Source organism: Cupriavidus sp. C2SS-8b (assembly GCF_057073745.1).
Genome location: NZ_CP172716.1, coordinates 432,913 through 453,099, shown reverse-complemented (window position 1 = coordinate 453,099; position 20,187 = coordinate 432,913). Strand labels below are relative to the sequence as shown.

The 20,187-nt window shown below is 65.0% G+C and carries 18 protein-coding genes; 6 read left to right on the top strand and 12 right to left on the bottom strand.

Translation table 11 applies throughout. The features are described 5' to 3' along the window. Positions 1 to 58 precede the first annotated feature (58 nt). Genes ACIGJB_RS02075 through ACIGJB_RS02050 form a run of 6 tightly spaced genes read right to left on the bottom strand, consistent with a single transcriptional unit; the run spans position 59 to position 6,359 of the window. Positions 59 to 814 carry a maleate cis-trans isomerase family protein gene (locus tag ACIGJB_RS02075; RefSeq protein ID WP_483731170.1) on the bottom strand — a complete coding sequence of 252 codons (756 nt, stop codon included), beginning with the start codon at positions 812 to 814 and terminating at the stop codon, positions 59 to 61. Between the two features lie 44 nt (positions 815 to 858). Beyond that, positions 859 to 1,308 carry a thioesterase family protein gene (locus ACIGJB_RS02070; protein ID WP_483731169.1) on the bottom strand — a complete coding sequence of 150 codons (450 nt, stop codon included), beginning with the start codon at positions 1,306 to 1,308 and terminating at the stop codon, positions 859 to 861. Then, positions 1,305 to 2,465: an FAD-dependent monooxygenase gene (locus tag ACIGJB_RS02065; protein ID WP_483731168.1), complete on the bottom strand. Its 1,161-nt coding sequence runs from the start codon at positions 2,463 to 2,465 to the stop codon at positions 1,305 to 1,307. The genes ACIGJB_RS02070 and ACIGJB_RS02065 overlap by 4 nt, the downstream gene beginning before the upstream one ends. Further along, a complete protein-coding gene (locus ACIGJB_RS02060; RefSeq protein WP_483731167.1) occupies positions 2,462 to 3,331 on the bottom strand; it encodes a VOC family protein in 870 nt (289 codons plus the stop codon). Before ACIGJB_RS02060 ends, ACIGJB_RS02065 begins: the two co-directional genes overlap by 4 nt. 13 nt (positions 3,332 to 3,344) lie before the next feature. After that, positions 3,345 to 5,063 carry an AMP-binding protein gene (locus ACIGJB_RS02055; protein WP_483731166.1) on the bottom strand — a complete coding sequence of 573 codons (1,719 nt, stop codon included), beginning with the start codon at positions 5,061 to 5,063 and terminating at the stop codon, positions 3,345 to 3,347. 42 nt (positions 5,064 to 5,105) lie between these two features. Beyond that, positions 5,106 to 6,359, bottom strand: a complete 1,254-nt coding sequence (locus tag ACIGJB_RS02050) for an alpha/beta hydrolase (protein ID WP_483731165.1) — start codon at positions 6,357 to 6,359, stop codon at positions 5,106 to 5,108. A gap of 129 nt (positions 6,360 to 6,488) precedes the next feature. Between ACIGJB_RS02050 and ACIGJB_RS02045 the strand changes: the two genes are divergently transcribed. Genes ACIGJB_RS02045 through arsC form a run of 3 tightly spaced genes read left to right on the top strand, consistent with a single transcriptional unit; the run spans position 6,489 to position 8,366 of the window. Beyond that, on the top strand, positions 6,489 to 6,818 hold the full coding sequence (locus tag ACIGJB_RS02045) for an ArsR/SmtB family transcription factor (RefSeq protein WP_483731164.1): 330 nt from the start codon (positions 6,489 to 6,491) through the stop codon (positions 6,816 to 6,818). Between the two features lie 45 nt (positions 6,819 to 6,863). Beyond that, positions 6,864 to 7,934: an ACR3 family arsenite efflux transporter gene (gene arsB, locus ACIGJB_RS02040; protein WP_483731163.1), complete on the top strand. Its 1,071-nt coding sequence runs from the start codon at positions 6,864 to 6,866 to the stop codon at positions 7,932 to 7,934. 9 nt (positions 7,935 to 7,943) lie between these two features. Then, on the top strand, positions 7,944 to 8,366 hold the full coding sequence (gene arsC / locus ACIGJB_RS02035; RefSeq protein ID WP_483731162.1) for an arsenate reductase (glutaredoxin): 423 nt from the start codon (positions 7,944 to 7,946) through the stop codon (positions 8,364 to 8,366). Positions 8,367 to 8,515: 149 nt separating this feature from the next. Here the strand turns inward: arsC and ACIGJB_RS02030 are convergent, their stop codons facing one another. Further along, positions 8,516 to 9,115, bottom strand: a complete 600-nt coding sequence (locus ACIGJB_RS02030) for a TetR/AcrR family transcriptional regulator (protein WP_483732235.1) — start codon at positions 9,113 to 9,115, stop codon at positions 8,516 to 8,518. Between the two features lie 452 nt (positions 9,116 to 9,567). Between ACIGJB_RS02030 and ACIGJB_RS02025 the strand changes: the two genes are divergently transcribed. From ACIGJB_RS02025 to ACIGJB_RS02015, 3 genes are all read left to right on the top strand, one after another. After that, positions 9,568 to 11,007 carry a hypothetical protein gene (locus tag ACIGJB_RS02025; RefSeq protein ID WP_483731161.1) on the top strand — a complete coding sequence of 480 codons (1,440 nt, stop codon included), beginning with the start codon at positions 9,568 to 9,570 and terminating at the stop codon, positions 11,005 to 11,007. A 37-nt stretch (positions 11,008 to 11,044) separates the two neighbouring features. Further along, complete coding sequence (locus ACIGJB_RS02020; RefSeq protein WP_483731160.1) at positions 11,045 to 12,520, top strand: acyl-CoA reductase; 1,476 nt, start codon at positions 11,045 to 11,047, stop codon at positions 12,518 to 12,520. 69 nt (positions 12,521 to 12,589) lie between these two features. Continuing rightward, positions 12,590 to 13,651, top strand: a complete 1,062-nt coding sequence (locus ACIGJB_RS02015; protein WP_483731159.1) for an NAD(P)-dependent alcohol dehydrogenase — start codon at positions 12,590 to 12,592, stop codon at positions 13,649 to 13,651. An 89-nt stretch (positions 13,652 to 13,740) separates the two neighbouring features. Here the strand turns inward: ACIGJB_RS02015 and ACIGJB_RS02010 are convergent, their stop codons facing one another. The 5 genes from ACIGJB_RS02010 to ACIGJB_RS01990 all read right to left on the bottom strand — a co-directional run bounded on the left by ACIGJB_RS02010 (position 13,741) and on the right by ACIGJB_RS01990 (position 20,101). Continuing rightward, positions 13,741 to 15,309 (bottom strand): class I adenylate-forming enzyme family protein, encoded by a 1,569-nt coding sequence (locus tag ACIGJB_RS02010; protein ID WP_483731158.1) that lies wholly within the window; start codon positions 15,307 to 15,309, stop codon positions 13,741 to 13,743. A 139-nt stretch (positions 15,310 to 15,448) separates the two neighbouring features. Then, entirely contained in the window at positions 15,449 to 16,363 is a 915-nt protein-coding gene (locus ACIGJB_RS02005) for an SDR family NAD(P)-dependent oxidoreductase (RefSeq protein WP_483731157.1), read from the bottom strand. Between the two features lie 10 nt (positions 16,364 to 16,373). Further along, a complete protein-coding gene (locus ACIGJB_RS02000; RefSeq protein WP_483731156.1) occupies positions 16,374 to 17,084 on the bottom strand; it encodes an acyl-CoA dehydrogenase family protein in 711 nt (236 codons plus the stop codon). A 192-nt stretch (positions 17,085 to 17,276) separates the two neighbouring features. Then, the gene (locus ACIGJB_RS01995; protein WP_483731155.1) at positions 17,277 to 18,611 is read right to left on the bottom strand and encodes an AMP-binding protein; all 1,335 of its coding nucleotides are present in this window, start codon (positions 18,609 to 18,611) and stop codon (positions 17,277 to 17,279) included. A gap of 11 nt (positions 18,612 to 18,622) precedes the next feature. Further along, positions 18,623 to 20,101 (bottom strand): NAD-dependent succinate-semialdehyde dehydrogenase, encoded by a 1,479-nt coding sequence (locus ACIGJB_RS01990; protein WP_483731154.1) that lies wholly within the window; start codon positions 20,099 to 20,101, stop codon positions 18,623 to 18,625. Between the last annotated feature and the right edge of the window lie 86 nt (positions 20,102 to 20,187).

Here is a 20,187-nt window from a genome sequence, read left to right as displayed (position 1 = left end):
GTCTCCGGGTGGGTGGCGCCGCCATCTGCGGGCGGCTGCCGAAGCGAAACGGCGCCGGTCAGCGCAATCCGGTCTGGCTGCCGAGGTAAGCGCCCGCGCCGGGCGCCGTGGCGGCAAGGCCGAGCCGGCGCAGCATCTGCCGCGCCGTGCAAACGGCCGTGGATGTCACGGGAATACCGAGCGCCTGTTGTGCAAGTTCGATGGCGGACAGCGACGGCATCTGCACGCACGCCGACAGCACCACGGTATCGACGCCACGGACGTCGAGCCGCTTCACGTCCTCCAGCAGTTGCAGCGGATCGCGCTCGCCAACCTCGAGGTTGTCGAGGATCGAGAAATTGATCGCATCCTTGACCTCGATGCCTTCGTGTTCGATGTACTCGATCACCGTCTTCGTCAGCGCGTCGCTGTACGGCGCCATCAGCGAGATGCGGCGCGCGCCGAAGTCCTTCAGTTCATCGACCAGCGCGCCCGCGGAAGTCATGATCTGCGGCCGGTACAGTGCCTCCGCCATCGCGTGGCCGAGATCCTCGATCACTTGCCGGTGGTAGCCCATGCCCATGCTCATGGTCGCCACCAGGCAGGCCGTGCTCATGACATCGACACGCGCATCGGCCAGCTCCAATGCGCAGCGGCCCATGTCGCGGTTCATCTTTTCAAGCTCCTCGGCCACCACGCGGTGCATGCGCACACGGCTCGAATGGAAGCTGAACTGCTCCGGCAGCACCTGCATGCGCGCGGCGAAGATGGCGGGGACCTCGCGCTCCATCGTGATGTTGGAGCTGGGCACGATCTGTCCGATTCGATACTTCATCGTTGAAAATTCCGGAAACGTTCGAGGGGGTGTTGAGGCTGCGGCTAGAGAGCGGGCGCAAGGAAGCGTTTCAGCACGTCGCGCAGCGCATCCGGGATCGGCGTGCCTTCGCGGCGATCCAGGCGCACGCAGATCGGCGAGAACATCGCGTCGAACACGGGCGCGCCGTCGGGCCGGCGGGCCACGCAGCGGATGTCGAACGAGCGCGTGCGGATGGCTTCCACCGTGCAGGTGATGTCGATCACATCATCGGGCCACAGCGTGCCGATGAATTCGAAGCGCATCGCCTTGCACGGCGTGCCGACGCCGTGGACTTCGCCAAGCCTGCCGTCGCCGCCGGCCATATGCGCGGTATAGAGTCCGACCGCGCCCAGCAGGTAGTCCGTGAAGCGCCCGGTGTAGACCACGCCGGCGGGGTCGCAGTCGCCCCAGCGCACGCGCCGCCTGACGACGAACGGGCGCTCACTGAGCACGTACTCCGTGGCGTTGATCATGGCTGCCCCACTGCGGCGTCGCCGGTGACGCCACCGGCGGCAAGCTCCGCCATCAGCGCCGGGAACTGCGCACGCAGCCGCTCGGCATCGACGCGGCCGGTGCGCGTCATGAAGCGGAACACGAACTCGTGCGGCGTCGGCAAATCCATCCACTCTCGGATGTGCTCGTACCAGTTGTACGAAGCCTCCGACGCGCTGATCAGCTTGGCCTTCTCTGGCTTGCGCACGGCTTCGTACTGCAGCAGCGCGGCCGGCACATCGGCGGGATGCGCGACGATGGCATCGGCCAGCGCCATGGCGTCTTCCATGGCGATGCGCGTGCCCGAGCCGATCGAGAAATGCGCGCTCGTGAGCGCATCGCCAATCAGCACCTGGCGGCCGACATGCCAGTTCGCGTTGAGGATGACCGGGAACTGGCGCCACGCAGAGTTGTTCGACACCAGCGCGTAGCCGTCCAGCTCCGGCGCGAATACGCGCTCGAACAAGGCCTGCCGCGCTTCGGCGCTCATGTCCTCCATGCCGAAGTCGAGCCACGTCTGGTGGTCGCACTCGGCGACGAACGTGCTCATCGAGTCGGAGTACGGGTAATAGTGCGCGACGAAGTAGCCGCCCTCATGCTTGCGGAACACCAGCGCCGGGCTGGGGAATGGCTTCTCGACGCCGAACCATGCGAAATGGTTGGTCAGCATGCGGCGCGTGGTGCCGAAGCCGCCCTCGTTGGCCGTACGCAGCTGCGAGTTGATGCCGTCGGCACCGACGATCAGGTCCGCGTCGATGGCGTTGAAGTCGGCGATGCGCTTGTTGTAGGTGACCCGCACGCCGAGTTCGCGGGCGCGCTGCTGCAGCACGGCCAGCAGGCTGATGCGCGGGATCGCGCCGCCGCCCGCACCGGGCTTCTTCATGACGATCGGCTGCTCGTGGCACACGATCGCATGCTGGTCGTTGAACCGCATGACCGTGGCCAGGCGGTCGACCACGGTCGGCGATGCCGAGCGCAGGTTCGCCAGGCCGGTGTCGGCCAGCACCACGCCAAAGCCGAACGTGGCGTTCTCCGGGTTCTGCTCGAAGACGTCGATCTCGACATCCGGCAGGCGCTCCTTGAGCAGGATAGCGAGGAACAGCCCGGACGGCCCGCCGCCGATGATGGTCGCTTTCATTCCGAGACTCCCGGCGCGATCACCAGCGCGTCCATGTCGAACTGGCGGATCTCGCCCGCCAGGCCGCCGGTCAGGGCGCCGTACCACACGGCGGGCTTGAAGCCCAGTTCCTTGCGGCGGAACTGCAGCGTCGGGTTGCCGTCGATGCGCACATAGCCATTGCCGAGCGCCGTGGTGCGGTAGCCGTCGGTCTTGCGTGCCACGTCGATCAGCGGCGCGAACTCGGGGACGTCGAGCACATAGACCGACGCCTTGTCCTTGTCGACGCCCTGGCCCTCGATATTGCCGGCCTTGCGCTGCCAGACCGGCTCGATCGACGCGAATGCCGCGCCATCGTCGCGAGCCCGTTCCAGTTCGATCGCCGCGTCGATGGTGAGCGCCGCATCGCGCTGGTCGGCATCGCTGAACGGGCGCACCTGCCATGTGATCTCGATCGGGTAGCCGTTCGGGTCGTTGAAGTAGATCGATTCGATCACCTCGTGGCGGATCTGGTAGCGCAGCGGAATGCCCACGGCTTCGACGCGCTGACGCCATTGCAGCAGCTCGGCCTCATCGCGCACGCGCCACGCGGTGTGTGTGGCACGGTCCTGGTAGTGCTCGCGCACCGTCAGCCAGTCCGGCCGCTCGGTGCCGATGTAGTAGAAGAAGGCGATGGTGCTGCTGTTGCCGCTGTCGAAGAAGAAGTGCAGGAAATCGGCGTGGTTGTCCGGGCCCCAGCCCTTGGCCGAGATCGCGTGGACCAGCGGCAGGCCGAGCAGGTCGCGGTAGAAGTGCACGGTCTCGGCCAGCTTCCAGGTTGGCCGCGCGGTGTGGTGGACGCCGTGCAGCGCGACTGCGGGAATGGCGGCTTGCGTGGATTGGGTCATGTCTGTTCCTTGTTCACTGGCTTTGCTGAACGGCATCTTTGTCCGCGGCTTTTTCCGCCTCGGCTTGCAGGCACTGCACGATGCGGTCGCGCAGCAGCACCTTGCTGAGTTTTCCAGAGGCAGTCAGCGGAAACTCCGGAATGATCTCCAGCCGCTCCGGCCACTTGAATTTGGCAAGGCCGGCTTGTTCGAGGAACTGCGTCAGGGCTGGCAGCGTCAGTCCCGCTGCCACAGCGGCGGGCTTTAGCAGGACGAATGCGCACACGCGTTCGCCGTAGACCTTGTCTGGCATGCCGACCACGGCCGACGCCAGCACCGACGGGTGTTCGTTGATGACGTTCTCGAGTTCCTCGGCATTGATCTTTTCGCCGCCACGGTCGACCACGTCCTTGATGCGGCCGCGGAAGAAGTAGTAGCGCTTGCCGTCCACCACGGCCGACGACATCAGGTCGCCCGAGCGGTAGAAGCCATCGGCGGTGAAACGCGTGGCATCTTCCTTCTCGGACTTGTAGTAGCCGCGGATCGTGTACGGACCGCGGAACAGTGCCTCGCCAGCCTCGCCGTCGGGCACATCGTCCTCGGTGCCGGGATGGACGATGCGCACTTCGTCGGCCGCCGAGACCGGGCGGCCGACCGATTGCTCGCGGATCTCCTGCGGGTCCTCCGGACGCGTGAACATGATCACGCCTTCGGTCATGCCGAAGATGTGGTGCGTCGGCGACCCCGTCAGGCGCGTCAGGTTGGCCGCATTCTTGGGCACGATGAAATTGCGCCGCAGCCGCTCAGCCGGCGTCGATCGCAGCAGCACCGGCGCGATGCGGTTCAGGATCGGACCGGCGACGCCGAACCAGGTCGGCTCGTAGTCGCGCACCAGGGCCTGCAGCGTGTCTTCGGAGAGATCGGGCGCCACGGTCACGGTCGCGCCGCTCAACAGGAACGGCCCGAAGAAACAGCCCATGTTGAGGTTGTGCATGTACGGCGTGGGGAAGAACAGCACGTCGTCGGCCGTGTAGCGGTTCCATTCCGCCACCGCGCGCATGTTGTACAGGTACTCGTTCTGGAAGCGCGGAATGATCTTGGGCACGCCCGTGGTGCCGCCGGACAACTGGAACACCGCGGCCTGGAATGGCTCATGCGTGACGTCGGCCAGGATGCCCTGCGCGCGCGCCAGCGGCATGTCGCGAATCAGGTCTTCCAACAGCACGGCGCTACCGCGGCGTGTCCCACGTGCCTGGAGGATGAACGCAAGGCTCGGCACTTCGGCCTGCATGGCCTCGGCAAAGCCCACGTCGTCGAACTTCGGGTCATCGCCCTGCACGAAGTGCAGGCGCGCGTCGCACAGCTTGCCGAGATAGCCGATCTCGAGCTTGCGGAACGCCTGCAGCGAACACAGCGGGATGATGCCGGCCTTCAGGCAGCCAATGAAGGCCAGGAGCAGTTCATTGCAGTTGCCGCACTGGAAGATCGCGCGGTCGAGCGGCTTCAGCCCCAGTTGCAGCAGCGCGGCGCCGAGCCGGTCGGTCTGCTCGTCGAAGGCCTGGTAGGTGAACTCGCCTTCCGGCCCGACCAGCGCGAGCCGGTCCTTGTGGTCGCGGAACGACTGGCGGAAGGCACCGACCAGCGTCTCGGTGCCCAGGTAGCCGTCCGCCACATACTGGCGCAGCCGGTTTTCGTCGGGATAGCGCACGCCGTCGAGCAGCACTGACGGGCGCACGTGGGTGGGTTGCAGCATGTCTACCTCTGTCGTTTTATAGATTTGTCCGGCGGTGCCGGCTCAGGCCATCGTCTCGCGCAGCCACTCGACGATGTGCCGGCCAGCGATGCTTTGGCCGGACGGTTCCTCACGGCCGAGGGCCATGCCGTGGTGGTTGCCCCGCACGCGCAGGTGTCGCTTGCGGGCCGCGGGAATCTGCGCGTAGATCTCGCGGATATCGGCGGGAAAGGTGCACTGGTCGCCGGTGTATTCGATCAGCAGCGTGGGCTGGTGGAGCGTGCCCAGCGTCTTGTCCAGTGCGGCATTCGAGGACAGGCCCGACCACGTGGACAGCCACGACTCCGGCGTAACCGTGCGGCCAAAGCCGACGCTGCCCCAGTTCGACGTGAACGGGTCCTTGCCCCAGAGCGAACCGGTCTTCCGGTCCGACGGATCCAGCGTGATATCCCACGAGCGCAGGTCGGCGTCGGTGCGCCAGACCTGGAAGATCGGCGCATGCGCGCCCATGCGGCGATCGGCCTCCGTGGCGACGCCGGCCTTGAGCGCAGCGCGCGCTTCGTGCTTGGCGCGCAGCATCGCCCTGGCGCGCGCATCGATGCGTGCCACGCGCGCGGTTTGCGCTTCCCGGTAGCGGGTGACGAAGTCTGGGGCGTAGTGGCCCTTTCCGGTTTCGGCGTCAAACCCATTGGCCGTCGAAAACGGGTCCAGGGTCGGATCGGTCTGCATCGGATCGTCTTCATCGATGACGGATGGATCGATGCCGCTCATCAGCAACTTGCCCTGTCCCGGATGCGGGGACACGAGGATGAATGCGTCGACCTCTGGCATGTGCAGTTCGCCCAGGTTCGTCGGACGGCCAGCCGGCGTGCGCGCGATGCGCTGCTCGCGCGGTGTCAGCGCCTGCTGGTTGTAGAACGTATAGAGGCCGGCGCCCCCGGAGTTGCCGAGCATCACGATGTTCTCGTAGCCCAGTTCGCGCAGATGCGTCATGCCGGCGGCCACATCGAACAGCGCGATCTCATGCTCCAGGCGCAGGTCATTGCCGATCGAGCGCGGACCCTGCACCCAGCAAGCGCAGCCGGCATCGAGGACGAACGGCACGAGATAGTGCGTAATGGCCATCTCGCGCGGATGCATCAGCGTAACGACAGTCTTCTCCTTCCCGGTCGTGGTGAACAAGAAGCCAAGCGTGCGCTGGCCGTCGGCAGTGGTCAACGCATAAGGCACCATCTGGTATGGACGATCCATCAAGCGGGCGTCCCATGAGGCGCCTCGCATGCCGGCCGTCACTTGTGGCTTCTGGTGGTCTGTCACGCTGTCTCCTTCAATAAATGTCACCGTCTCAATAATCTAGGTGTTATTTGAGACTATGTCAAATAAATGTACGGCACTTCGAAAGGACGCACGGTTGCAACGCTTTGATATTTCGACTATATTCGAATAATGGAAACCGATAACGCCCTTGAAGCGCTTGCTGCGCTCGCCCACGCCATCCGCCTGGCCGTGTTCCGTCTGCTCGTGCAGGCCGGCCCCGAAGGCCTGCCGGCTGGCCGTATTGCCGAACTGATGGAGACGCCGGCGTCTTCGCTATCGTTCCACCTCAAGGAATTGCATCGCGCCGGATTGCTGGCGAGCCGCCAGGAGGGCCGGTCGATCATCTACATGGCTCGCTTCGAGACCATGAACGCCCTGCTGGGCTATCTCACGGAGAACTGCTGTGGTGGCAATCCGTGTTCGCCAGTGTCCTCTTGTTCCGTCGCCACGGCGTCCTGAACCATGAAGCGCTTCCACATCCAATGGTCGCCTTGATCCCGCACCATGTCTGAACTGATCACCCCCGTATCCGCCGAGGCACCGCAACCCAGCGCCATTGGCTTCTTCGAGCGCTATTTGACCGTCTGGGTGGCGCTCTGCATCGTCGCCGGCATCCTGCTCGGCCAATGGCTGCCGGGCGTCTTTCAGGCCATCGGTGCCATGGAAGTCGCACAGGTGAACCTGCCGGTCGGCATGCTGATCTGGGTCATGATCATCCCGATGCTGATCAAGATCGATTTCGGCGCGATGGGCCAGGTGGCGGGCCACTGGCGAGGCATCGGCGTGACGCTCTTCGTCAACTGGCTCGTCAAGCCGTTCTCGATGGCGCTCCTGGGCTGGATCTTCGTGCGCCATCTGTTCGCAGGCTGGCTGCCGGCCGACCAGCTCGACAGCTACATCGCGGGCCTGATCCTACTGGCGGCGGCGCCCTGCACGGCAATGGTGTTTGTCTGGTCGCAACTCTGCAAGGGCGATCCATACTTCACGCTGTCGCAGGTCGCACTCAACGACGCCATCATGGTCGTGGCCTTCGCGCCGGTCGTCGCGCTGCTGCTGGGTCTGTCGTCGATCACCGTGCCTTGGGACACGCTCATCACGTCGGTCGCGCTCTACATTGTGGTGCCGGTCCTGATCGCGCAGCTCATCCGCAAGGCGTTGCTGGCGCGGGGCGAAGTCACCTACAAGCGCGTTGTCGGTGCCCTCGGTCCCTACTCGATCACCGCCCTGCTGGCGACGCTCGTGCTGCTGTTCGGCTTCCAGGGCAATGCCATCGTCGAACAGCCACTGATCATCCTGCTGCTGGCCGCGCCCATCCTGATCCAGGTCTTGCTGAACTCCGGCCTGGCGTATTGGCTGAACCGCAAGCTCGGCGTGGCGCATTGCGTGGCCGGCCCATCGGCGCTGATCGGCGCGAGCAACTTCTTCGAGCTGGCCGTGGCCACGGCCATCAGCCTGTTCGGCTTCCAATCCGGCGCGGCGCTCGCCACCGTCGTCGGCGTGCTGATCGAAGTCCCCGTGATGCTGTTTGTTGTCGGCGTCGTCAACCGCTCGCAGCACTGGTACGAATCGCACTGAGGGATTCCCATGACCGTCACCATCTATCACAACCCGGCCTGTGGCACGTCGCGCAACACACTGGCCATGATCCGCAATGCCGGCATCGAGCCAAGCGTCATCGAGTACCTGGCCTTGCCGCCTGACCGGCAGACCTTGCAGGCGATGATCCGCGATGCCGGGCTCACCGTGCGCGAAGCCATTCGCGAGAAGGGCACGCCCTTTGCCGAGCTTGGCCTTGGCGATCCGGCGCTGACCGATGGCCAGTTGCTTGACGCGATGCTGGCCCATCCGATCCTGATCAACCGGCCCTTCGTCGTCACCGAACTTGGTGTGCGGCTGTGCAGGCCGTCGGAACTCGTGCTCGACATCCTGCCGGCGCCGCAGCAAGGCGCTTTCACCAAGGAAGACGGCGAGGCCGTGGTCGACACGCAAGGCCGGAGGATCCATTGACCGGCGAGCGAAGCCCAAACCGAAGACACCGATAGCGGTGAAGTGGAGTAGCGAGGGTTGGCCCTGCATGCGGCCACCCATCACCGCCTCTGCTAGCCGACGCGCCGAAGGTCCCTTCGCCGCCGGTCTCCCTTGCGCAGCGAATGCGTTCAGCAACCAGCGATATCACCGCTATCAGAGGTCGTCAGCAGCGCATACAGCATGCGCCCCATCAGCAACTGCGTGTCTTCATCGCCGAGGTACTCCGGCCGCATGAGCGCCATCGCGCGTGGTAATGCCAGGATGGTGTGAAATGCCATGAATCTGGCCTTGGTGCGATCCCGGACCCGGACCTCGTCGGGAAAGCGCTCCATCAGCGCGTCAGTCGCCATGGAGGTCCAGTATTGCTCCGGCTTCACCAGGTCGAGCCGCACCAGTTCGTCGTAGTGTGATGACTTCACGAACAGGTCCCGGTCGAGCAGAACCCATTTGTGCAGCATTGGGATGCCGATGTTGAGCAACAGCATGATGCCGTCGAACAACTTCGTTGATGGCGGCAATTCTTGCAGCTCCTCGATCAACCGCTGACGCGCTTCGGCACGAAAGTCATCGAAAATGGCGACGACCAGTGATTCCATGGTCGGGAAATACTCGTAGATCGAACTGACGGCCACCCCTGCGCGCACCGACAGCCGCTCCAGCGACAGCGCGGCGCGCCCTTCCTTTTCCAGAATCTCCCATCCGGCCTTCTTCAGCGCATCGACCAGCATCACCGAACGCTCTTGCCTTGGCCTCTTGCGCGGCCTCGCAGGCAAGTCAATCTGCAAAGTCTCGGCGGGTACGGGGGGTCTGCGAGATGTCATGGCCGGTACTCAACGGGCTGGAAAACGGGGAGCGAATGCCTGCGTTGGGCCAAGCAAGCGAGTTAGCTTGCCTGCAATGGCCAAGGCAGTCCCCTCCCAAATCGGATGCATCCGGAGCGGCGTTCCGCATGCGGAACGTGGCTATCCGAAACGCAGAGCCACCCCCTTCCTCATCATCCCGTTTTCCTTTTCATTCAAACACTTGCAACCAGAATCCGGCCTCGGGAATCCGGAGGAAAAATCGCGTTTCGCGCTCCTATACTGACCTGCCGGCAAAGAGCGGACGTCCTCCCGGCGAGGATTGCGTCGCTTCCCTTTTTCCCTGACCGGAATCCCAATCCAGTGAGCGAGTCTTGTCCATGTGCCCTGCGCAAGCATCCTTAGAGAAAAAAGTCGAACTGCTGCTGAACGACCCGGCGGCGCTCGCGAACCATAACGTCCATGCGTGGCAGCACCTGCCGCGAGCGGACGTCGACGCCATCCAGCTCGCGGCCCTCAAGCAGCGCTTCGCGTTGCTACGCGACCGCGTGCCCGTGCTGAAGAAGCTGGCCGACGCCGAGGGCGTGACGGAGGTCGAAAACTTTGACGATGTGGTGCCGCTGCTGTTCGAGCACACCGTCTTCAAGTCCTATCCGCCGTCACTGCTCGAGAAGAAGAGCTTCAGCCAGATCAACAAGTGGCTCGGCAAGCTGGTGACGCCGGAGATGTCCGACCGCATTGCCAGCGCGGACGTGAGCGAATGCAACGGCCTTGACGACTGGTTCGCCGCGATGGAACTGGCGGTGCCCGACCTTCGCATCAGCCATACGTCGGGTACCTCGGGTACCGTCTCCTTCCTGCCCAACAGCGTGCGCGAGTGGGAAAAGGCAGCCGCCGACCGCAAGCTGTTCGTGTGGCGGCAGGAAGGCCCGGACATGCCGGATCCCAACCTGCACACGGCCTACCCTTACTTCAAAAAAGGGTACCTCAGCCATGTGCGCGCCAATGAGTTCATGATCCGCGCGCTGCTGCCCGGGGAACAGAACTTTCACGCTGCGTATCCGGCCACGCTTTCCAGCGACGTCCTTCACCTCGGCGCCAAGATCCGCGCCGCCCACGCAAAGGGCACGCTCGACCGGCTGGAAATCAGTCCGGCAATGCTGCAAAAAAAGAAAGAATTCGACAAGCTGCAGGCCGAGATGCCACACCATCTCGCCGCATTCTTCGGCGAGATGGCAACGAAGCTGCGTGGCAAGCGCGTGTATATCGGCGCAACCTGGAACCTGTTGCACGGCATGGCCAAAGCGGGTCTGGAACGCGGACTGGAGGGCGTGTTTCACCCGGACTCGTTCATCTCCACCACCGGCGGCGCCAAGGGCGTCGTTCAGCCCGAAGGCTGGCGCGAGGATGTGATGCGATTCACGGGCGTCAGCTGGTTGAACGAGACCTACGCCATGTCCGAACTCGTGAGCGGCTCGAACCCGCGCTGCGAGCACGGCAACTTCCACTTCGCGCATACCGTGATCCCGTTCGTGCTCGATCCCGAAACGAGCCAGCCGCTTCCGCGCGAAGGCCGCGTGACGGGACGCGCGGCCTTCTACGACCTGGGTGCCGATATCCACTGGGGCGGCTTTATCACCGGCGATGAGGTCACCGTCGAATGGGACAAGCCTTGCGCGTGCGGCCGCCCGAGCCGCTATGTAACGGGCGGCGTGCAGCGCTACAGCGAGAAGAACGGTGGCGACGACAAGATCACGTGTGCCGCCACCGAAAGCTCGCACCGCGAAGCCATGGATTTCCTGAACACCATCGAGCAGTAACGCTGCCATCACTGGCACCAAGACCGAGACCTGATACATGTCCCAACCCAATACCCTTCCCATCGCACCGATGGTCATTCGTGGCCAGGTCATCACTGACCATCTCGTCGAAGTCGGCGGCCGCGGCGGCGACCTGACCTTCATGACCCCCGACGCGCACAAATATCTCGACAAGCTGCCGTTGGGCAATCCGGCGAGGCTTGCCGACCTGTACAAGCTCAGCTTCGACGACATCCTCGACTACGCCGAAGCGCTCGGCGAGCGTCTGAACCTGGCGACCAACCCGTACCTGCGGGAAGCCTGCGAACTGTCCTACCACACCGCGCCGGTGACGCCGACCATGGTCAAGGGCGGCTACATGGCGCTGCCCAACATGCTGTCACGCGCGGCGATCACCGAAGCCGTGGAAAGCACCGTGGGCATTCGGTACCTCGAAGGCTGGGTAAAGCAGAAACTGATCGACGGTACAGACCTCGAAGTGCGCTGCTTCGGCGCGCGCACGCTGCATATTGTCGCGGGCAATGCGGCCGGCCTGTCACTGGTCACCATCATCCGCAACATGGTGCTGCGCAGCGACGCGATCATCAAGGCGCCGTCCAATGACCCCTTCACGGCGCTGGCCATCGCCCGCACGATGATCGACATGGCGCCCGACCACCCGCTCACGCGGCACCTGAGCGTGGCCTACTGGAAGGGCGGTGACAAGGCGTTTGAAGCGCGCCTGTACCAGCCGCAGCACCTGGAGAAGATCGTCGCCTGGGGCGGCTATGCGTCCATGAAGCACGTAACGCAGTACATCCAGCCGGGCCTAGAACTGATCTCGCTCGACCCGAAGCGCAGTGCCAGCATCATCGGGCGCGAAACCTTCGCCAGCGAAGACGCCATGCGTGAAGCGGCATTGCGCTTGGCCAGCGACATCGGCGCACTGAACCAGAAGGGCTGCGTGTGCGCGCGCGTGGTCTATGTGCAGAGCGGCACCGACGACGATGGCCTGCGCAAGCTGAACACGTTCGGCCGCTATGTCTACGATGCGATGCTCGGCCTGCCCAACACGCTGTCGACCGCGCCCAAGCGCTATGACGCCGGACTCAAGGCCGAAGTCGACGCACTGCGGCTCGATGACGAGTGGTACCAGGTCATCGGCGGCAAGGATGGCGAAGGCGCGATCATCTGTTCGCAAATTCCGGAGCCGGTCTCCTTTGCCACGCTGCTTGACGACCGCACCGCCAACCTTGTGCCGGTCGATTCGCTCGATGAGGTGATGGCAGCCGTGGACGCCTACACGCAGACCGTCGGCATCTATCCGGAAAGCATCAAGGAAGAACTCAAGGACAAGCTGCCGCTGTACGGCGCGCAACGCATCGTCTCGCTTGGCTACGCTGCCGCAATGAAATGGGCCGCACCGCAGGACGCGATCGAGCCGCTGCGGCGCATGGGCAAATGGATCTCGAACCAGGTCGCCTCTCCCGAAACGTCACCCGCACCCTGGACACGCCCGAACATCGAGGCATAAGCACCGCCCGGTCCGGCCCGCATTTGCGGCCCGGACCCTTCTTCCTTCTTCGCTATGGAATCCGCGACCATGACCACCTGCAAAGCCTACGGTGCGTGCGAAGCGCACGCCGACCTCACCCCCATTGACATCGAGCGCCGAGGGCTGCGCGCCGACGATGTCGCCATCGCCATCGACTACTGCGGCATCTGCCACTCCGACGCCCACGCCGTCAACAATGACTGGGGTACGACCGTCTATCCCTGCGTGCCCGGGCACGAGATCGTCGGCCACGTCACCGCCGTGGGTCCGCAAGTCACGCAATACAAGGTCGGCGACCGTGTCGCCGTCGGCTGCATGGTCGACAGTTGCCAGGACTGCCCGTCCTGCGACGATGGCCACGAACAGCACTGCAGCAAGGGACTGACCGCCACCTACAACGGCAAGGACCGCCATACCGGCGCCATCACGCACGGCGGATATTCGGAGAGCATCGTCGTGCGGGAGAAGTTCGTGCTGCGCGTCCCCGATGCGCTCGACATGAGGTTTGCCGGCCCGCTGCTGTGCGCGGGCATCACCGTCTGGACACCGCTGCGCCGCCATGGCGTGGGCAAGGGGACGAAAGTGGCGGTGGTCGGCCTGGGTGGTCTCGGCCACATGGCAGTCAAGCTGGCCGTGGCCCTTGGCGCGGAAGTTACGGTCATCACAACCTCGGCCGGCAAGGCCGACGACGCCCGTGCCCTCGGCGCCACCGACGTGCTCCTGTCGAAGGAGCCGAAGGCCATGCAGGCAGCGGCCAATCGTTTCGACTTCATCCTCGACACCATCCCGACGAAGCACAACGCCAACCCATACCTGATGCTGCTGGGGCGCAATGGCGTGCTTGTGCTGGTGGGCGCGCTGGAACCGCTGGAGCCGATCCACGGCGCGCTGCTGGTCGTGAACAACCGCTCGATCTCCGGGTCGCTGATCGGCGGTCTGCCGGCAACGCAGGAGTTGCTCGACTTCTGCGCCGAGCACAAGGTGCTGCCCAGTTGCGAGATGGTGGACGTGCGCGAGATCAACGCCGCCTTCCAGCGCATGCAGGCCAACGACGTCAAGTACCGGTTCGTGATCGACATGGCGTCGTTGCGCGAGGTCTCCGCCGGCTAAGCGAGCGTCGACACCCGCCCTACCACGAATGCATCGCGGCGCCCTCGGGCGCCGCGATGCATTGCAAGGGGCCCGCGAGCCCCCATCGTTCAGGCAACGTTCCGGCCCTTGCCCTCCCAGTACTTGTCCCGCACCTGGCGCCGCAATACCTTGCCCACCACGCTGATCGGCAAGACTTCGACAAACGTGATTGACTTGGGCCCTTTGAACCGGCCGAGCCGCTCCTTGACGAACTCGATCAGCTCGTGTTCGCTGGTCTGCGCGCCGCTGCGCAACTGGACCTCGGCATGGACGGCTTCGCCCCATTCCTCGTGCGGCACGCCCACCGCGGCCGACATCGATACGGACGGATGCGCGTTCAGCGCCGCTTCCACTTCGATCGCATAGACGTTGAAGCCGCCGGTAATGATCATGTCCTTCTTGCGGTCGACAAGGTAGACGTAGCCGTCCTCGTCGAGATAGCCAAGGTCGCCCGACTTCCAGAAGCCGTCCTGGAACTCCGCTGCCGTCGCCTCGGGATTCTTGTAGTAGCCGGAGATCACTCCGCGGCTACGCGCCCAGATCTCGCCGACCGAGCCGAGCGGGGCATCATTGCCGTCGATGTCGACGATCCTGACTTCGACATGCGGCTGGAGGCGACCGGCAGAACCGAGCTGCTTGTCGGTAGCCGTCAGGTGGTCAGCCTTGCCGAGGATGCCAACCGACTGAAGGCTCTCCGTCGCGCCGTAATACTGCACGAACACATTGCCGAAGCGCTCCTGCGCACGGCGCAGCTTGGCCGGGCTCATGGGCGCGCCGCCGTAGGCGATGGTCTGCAGCGACGACAGGTCGTAGTTCGTGGCTTCCGGCATGTCGAGCAGCCGGTAGACCAGCGTCGGCAGCAGCAGCGTCATGGTGATCTTCTCGGCCTCGATGTTCTTGCACATCAGCGCCAGGTCCGGCAGGTTCTGCGTGACGGTGCAGGCGCCGCGGAACAGCGTGGCCAGCACACCAAAGCCGGAACCGTGGCTGATCGGCGCCATGTGGAGCATGCGGGTATCCGGCAGCTGGACCTGGTCGGCCTCCATGAACATCGTGTCGCGGCAGGCCAGCCAGTTGTCCATCGTATAGGCGGCGCATTTGCCCGCACCCGTCGTGCCGCCGGTGAAGCGGTAGACCAGGATGTCCTTCTCCGCGTCGCTCTCGACGCCCGGATTGTGGTCCGGCACGCCTTCCATCAAGTCCCAGAAATAATGCAGGCCGTCGCGCGGCCCGGCGGGCGGATCCATGCAGACCACCGTGCAGCCCAGTTCGCGCAGCATGCCGTAGTAGCGGTCGAGCAGTGCGGTCTCGATGAACACGACCTTGGGCCGGATGTACTCGGCCTGGCGGCGGTGCTCGTCGAACGAATCGCAGAAGTTGGTGTAGGCCGCCGCCGCGTCGCCCTTGAGCGCGGTCCAGAAATGCAGCAGCGACATATTGTCGTTTTCGAGCACGCACAGATAGATGTCGCCGCGGCGCAACTGCAGGCGGTCGCGCATCATGTTCACGATGCGGTTCGTTACCCCATGGAACTCGCGGTAAGTGTAGCGGCGGTTGCGCTCGATATTGACCAGCGCCTCCCGGTCGCCGAAGCGCAGCACCAGGTTGCCGAACAGGCGTGCGAAATTCGTCTTCATGTTCTGTCTCCTTTTTTGTCTGCCCGCACCGTAAGCCGGCCGCTTCGATGCGGATCGGGCATGCCAGTATGCAGAAAGGGAATCCCGCGCCGCTGGCCGGGATTCCCTTACTCATTACAATGCGCCCACAACAGCGAGCTCAGGCGGCCTTGGCATGCTGCATCATGGTGGAAACGAAAGCATGCACCTGATGGTTGGCATCGTCGCGGTAGACCGACGCGCTGAAGTCATTGATCTGCGCGAAGTGGGCCGCCACGGCATCGACCGACAGTTCCTGGCGCGCAATGTACACGGGCGCGGTTTCCTCCATGCGGATCGAGGAAAATACGCCGCCGCTCGCACCCAGGATCACCTTGTTCGGTGCGTCTTCGCTGACAAGATAGAGCGCACCCGGCGTGACCTGCTCCGGTCCGGTGGCCTTGAGAATATCTTCCGGCAGGACGTCTTCGGTCATGCGCGTGGCAGCCATGGGGGCCAGCGTGTTGATGCGGATGTTGTTCTTCTTGCCTTCGAGCACCAGCATGTTCATCAGGCCAACCACGGCCATCTTGGCGGCACCGTAGTTGGTCTGGCCGAAATTGCCAAACAGTCCCGCCGCCGACGTGGTCATCAGCACGCGGCCGTAGTTCTGCTCGCGCATCGTTTCCCAGACGGCCTTGGTGCAGTACACCGAACCCATCAGGTGCACATCGACCACGGCGCGGAAATCGGCCATCTCCATCTTGGAGAAGGTCTTGTCGCGCAGGATGCCGGCGTTGTTGATCAGGATGTCGACGCGGCCGAACTCGGCCTTGGCCTGCTCGACCATGGCGGTAGCCTGCTCGAAGTCCGCCACGTTGGCGCCGTTGGCAATGGCTTCGCCGCCGGCCTTGCGGATCTCCTCGACCACGGCCAGCGCGGCATCGGACGAACCGCCCTTGCCATCGCGGCTGCCGCCGAAATCATTGATCACGACCTTGGCGCCGAGGCGGGCCAGTTCCAGCGCGTGTACGCGGCCCAGGCCGTTGCCGGCACCCGTCACAATGGCCACACGGCCGTCGAAGCGAATCGTCATGGTAATTCCCCTAGCCGCATGCCAGTCCGGCATTGAGCGCGGCAAGTCCTTCGCCCGGAGCGCCCAGCACAGCGTCCGGCGCCACGCTGACGCCATCGAAGGTCAGTTCCTCGACCCAGGTGCCGTCGTGCAGCGGCAAGGGCTGGCGGCCCAGTCCCGGCGCATCGCCATCGACGAGCAGCAGCGTGATGCCGTCGGTATCCGCTACCCGGGCCGACACGATGAACGCATGGGCGCCGAGCGCGCCGAGCACGAGCGATTTGCGACCATGCAGCACATAGTGCTCGCCATCGCGCGCCGCGCTCAGGGCCACCGGTTCCGCCATGCCGCGCGATGCCGGTTCGCTGTAGGCCAGCGCGATGCGCAGCGATCCCGCGCCGAGCCGCGGCAGCAGGCGCTCCTTCTGCGCCACCGTGCCGCCCGCCGCCAGTGTCTGCGCGGCCATGACCGCGCAGCCGAGATAGGGCTCGACCACCAGGCCGCGCCCCAGCTCCTGCGCAATGATGGCGGTATCCTCCAGCGTGCCGCCGAGACCGCCGTATGCTTCCGGCAGCGCGGCCATCAGCCAGCCGTTCTCGGCGAACAGGCTCCAGTTGCCGGGGCTGCCGTTCCTGCCCGCTTTCAGCAAGGCAGTGCGCGCTTCGAAGCTGTACGCCTTGTCGACAAAGCGGCGCACGCTGTCCTGCAACAGCCGTTGTTCCGAACTCAGATCGAAGTCCATGCTATGTCCTTTGCGGCCGCCCGGGTGCCATACCACCGTCAGGCCGGCCATCTCAATACACTGGGCTGCAACACGCCAGGTCGTGGTGGACGCCAGCGCGCATTGGCGTGCGAAATCATCTTAGAGACGCGGGGCCGCTTTCTTCCCCTCCCCTTTTTGCAGGGGTATGGCATTCCCGCGGGGGGCCTTGCGCTAAACGGCAACCAGGACGTTGCGGCGGCGGCGCAGTTGCAACCGCCCCATGGCATCGATCTCACCCAGGTCCCGTGTTCTGAAGAACCCGTCCGGCGTCAGGCTGTCTGCGGTCTTTTCCCGGGCCTTGAAGTAACCCATCATCTGACCCGGGCTCTTGACCAGGACCTCGCCATTGCCGTCGACACGGCACCTCACACCCGGATTGCACTGGCCCACATATCCGTCGCGCCCTTGCCCCGGCACGCTGAGGTGCGAATAGCCGAAGTTTTCGGGAAGTCCATAGCCCTCGATCAGTTCAAGGCCAGCGGTGCGGAACCATGCCCGCACCGCAGGCGGCACCGGCGCGCCGGCGGCGAAGGCGATCCGCGTCTGGTCCAGCCCGATGCGGCGGCGCTGCAGCCAGCGCAGTGCGCGTGACAGCCCCGGCACGGACATCAGCCAATGATGGAGGCGTGGCGGCACCCAGGCACTGAACGGCAGGTCGCATAGCGCCCAGGCGCGGGGTATGGCGTGGAAAATGGTGGGCCGCGCGCGGCGCAGGTCCTGCAGGATCGTGTCGGGCCGTCCGGAGAAGTACACGCGGTAGCCAAAGCACAGCGACGCGCATTCCACGACCAGCCGGCCTGCGCACTGCGCGAGAGGCAGATAGGCCAGCAGGCGATCGGCCGAGGTACGCCCCTGCTGCCGCGGCAGCAGGCCGTCGAGCGCGCGCGGCACTTCACACAGCGTGCGAAAGCGGTGCATCACGCCCTTTAGGCGGCCGGTGCTGCCCGGCACATAGAGGATGGTCGCCAGCGTGTCGGGGTCGGGCAAGTCGATTTCCCGCAGCCGGGCGGTCGCCGCGACAATCGCATGCCAGGCGTCGCCGCGGCCGGGACTGGCCTGCGGCAGGCGGATCACCGGCAGTTCCGGCGGCAACGCCGCTTCCGCGGCGCGCCAGCGCGCCGCGTGCTCGCACGGCAGGCCGACGAATGCCAAGCGCGCTTCGCTATGGGCCAGCACATAGGCCACGCCGCGCCCGTCCGCGTCCGGGTACACCGGCACGCTGACGTGTCCCGCCATCCATATCGCCAGGTCGGCAATGATCCAGTGCGCGCTGTTCTGCCCGAGAATCGCAATCGCAGATTTCGGCGGCAGATCCAGCGCCAGCAGGTACGCCGCCATGCGCCGCGCCTCGTCGGCGACTTCGCACCAGCGGTAGTCCACCACCGTGCCGTCCGGTTGCGGCTGGGTCAGGTAGACCGCGAGCGGGGTTTTGTGCTCCCAATGCAGCAGGCAATGCACCGGGGTCGTCGGGGACAGCGGATCCGGCATGGTGGCGACTGGCTTCAATCCGGGCAGCCTTACAGCCCGCCCAGGCAGAGGTACTTCATTTCCAGGTACTCGTCGATGCCGTAGCGCGACCCTTCGCGTCCCAGGCCCGATTGCTTGACACCGCCAAACGGCGCGACTTCATTCGAAATCAGGCCGGTATTGATGCCGACCATGCCGTACTCCAGCGCTTCCGCCACGCGCCAGACGCGGCCGATGTCGCGGCTGTAGAAGTAGGAGGCCAGCCCCGACTCCGTGTTGTTGGCCATCGCCACGACTTCCGCTTCATCGCGGAAACGGAACATGGCAGCCACGGGCCCGAAGGTCTCTTCTGTGGCGATCAGCATGTCGTGCGTGGCCTCGGCGAGCACCGCCGGCCGGACAAAGCGCGCCGAGCCGCATCCGGCTACCAGATCGCCGCCGGTCACCAGCCGCGCGCCTTTGGCGAGAGCGTCGTCAATGTGTTCGCGCACCTTGGCCACGGCGGCATCGTCGATCAGCGGGCCCTGTGCCACACCGGGCTCGAAGCCGTCGCCGATCTGCAGTTCCGCAACCCGGCGCGCGAGCTTGTCGACGAAGGTGTCGTAGACCGAGTCATGCACGTAGAAGCGGTTCGTGCAGACGCAGGTCTGGCCAGCATTGCGGTATTTGGAGGCAATCGCCCCTTCGACCGCTGCGTCGATATCCGCATCGTCGAACACGATGAACGGCGCATGGCCACCAAGCTCCAGTGCGAGCTTCTTGACCGTGGACGCGCTCTGCTGCATCAGGATGCTGCCGACCGGCGTGGATCCGGTAAACGAAAGATGCCGGACAACGGGCGACTCGCATAACACCTTGCCGATCGCCGACGAGGCCGAACCGGTCGGCACCACATTGATGACGCCCGGCGGGATGCCGGCGCGGTGCGCCAGTTCCGCCAGCGCCAGCGCGCACAGCGGTGTCTGGCCAGCCGGCTTGATGACGATGGTGCATCCGGCGGCGAGCGCAGGGGCCGCCTTGCGGGTGATCATGGCGATCGGGAAGTTCCACGGCGTGATCGCGGCGCAGACGCCAATCGGCTGCTTGAGCACCATGAGCCGCTTGTCCGCTGCCGGCGAGGCCAGCACGTCACCGTCCACGCGCCTCGCTTCCTCGGCAAACCATTCGACGAACGACGCGCCGTAGCCGACTTCGCCGAGAGCCTCGGGCAGCGGCTTGCCCTGCTCGGCCGTCATGATGGCGGCGAGGTCCTGCGCATTCGCGGTCATCAGGTCGAACCAGCGCCGCAGGTACGCCGCGCGCTCCTTGCCGGTGCGCGCGCGCCATGCGGGCAACGCAGCCTCGGCGGCGGCAATGGCCGCCGTGGCTTCTTCAACGCCAAGGTTGGCCACGCGGACGATGGTGCGGTCGGTAGCGGGGTTCTGGACGGGGAAGGTGCTGCCGTCGCTGGCCGCCACCCAGTTGCCGTTGATGTAGGCCCGTTCGCGGATAAGCAGGCCGTCTTGGATGCGTGTGTGGAGGGAGGACATGATCTCGGAGGATTTCCGGCCAGGCATGCGTGGCCGCGTATGGTTCGCTGCGCCGAGATTAGCCGCCGCGCAGGCGTGCCGCCCCT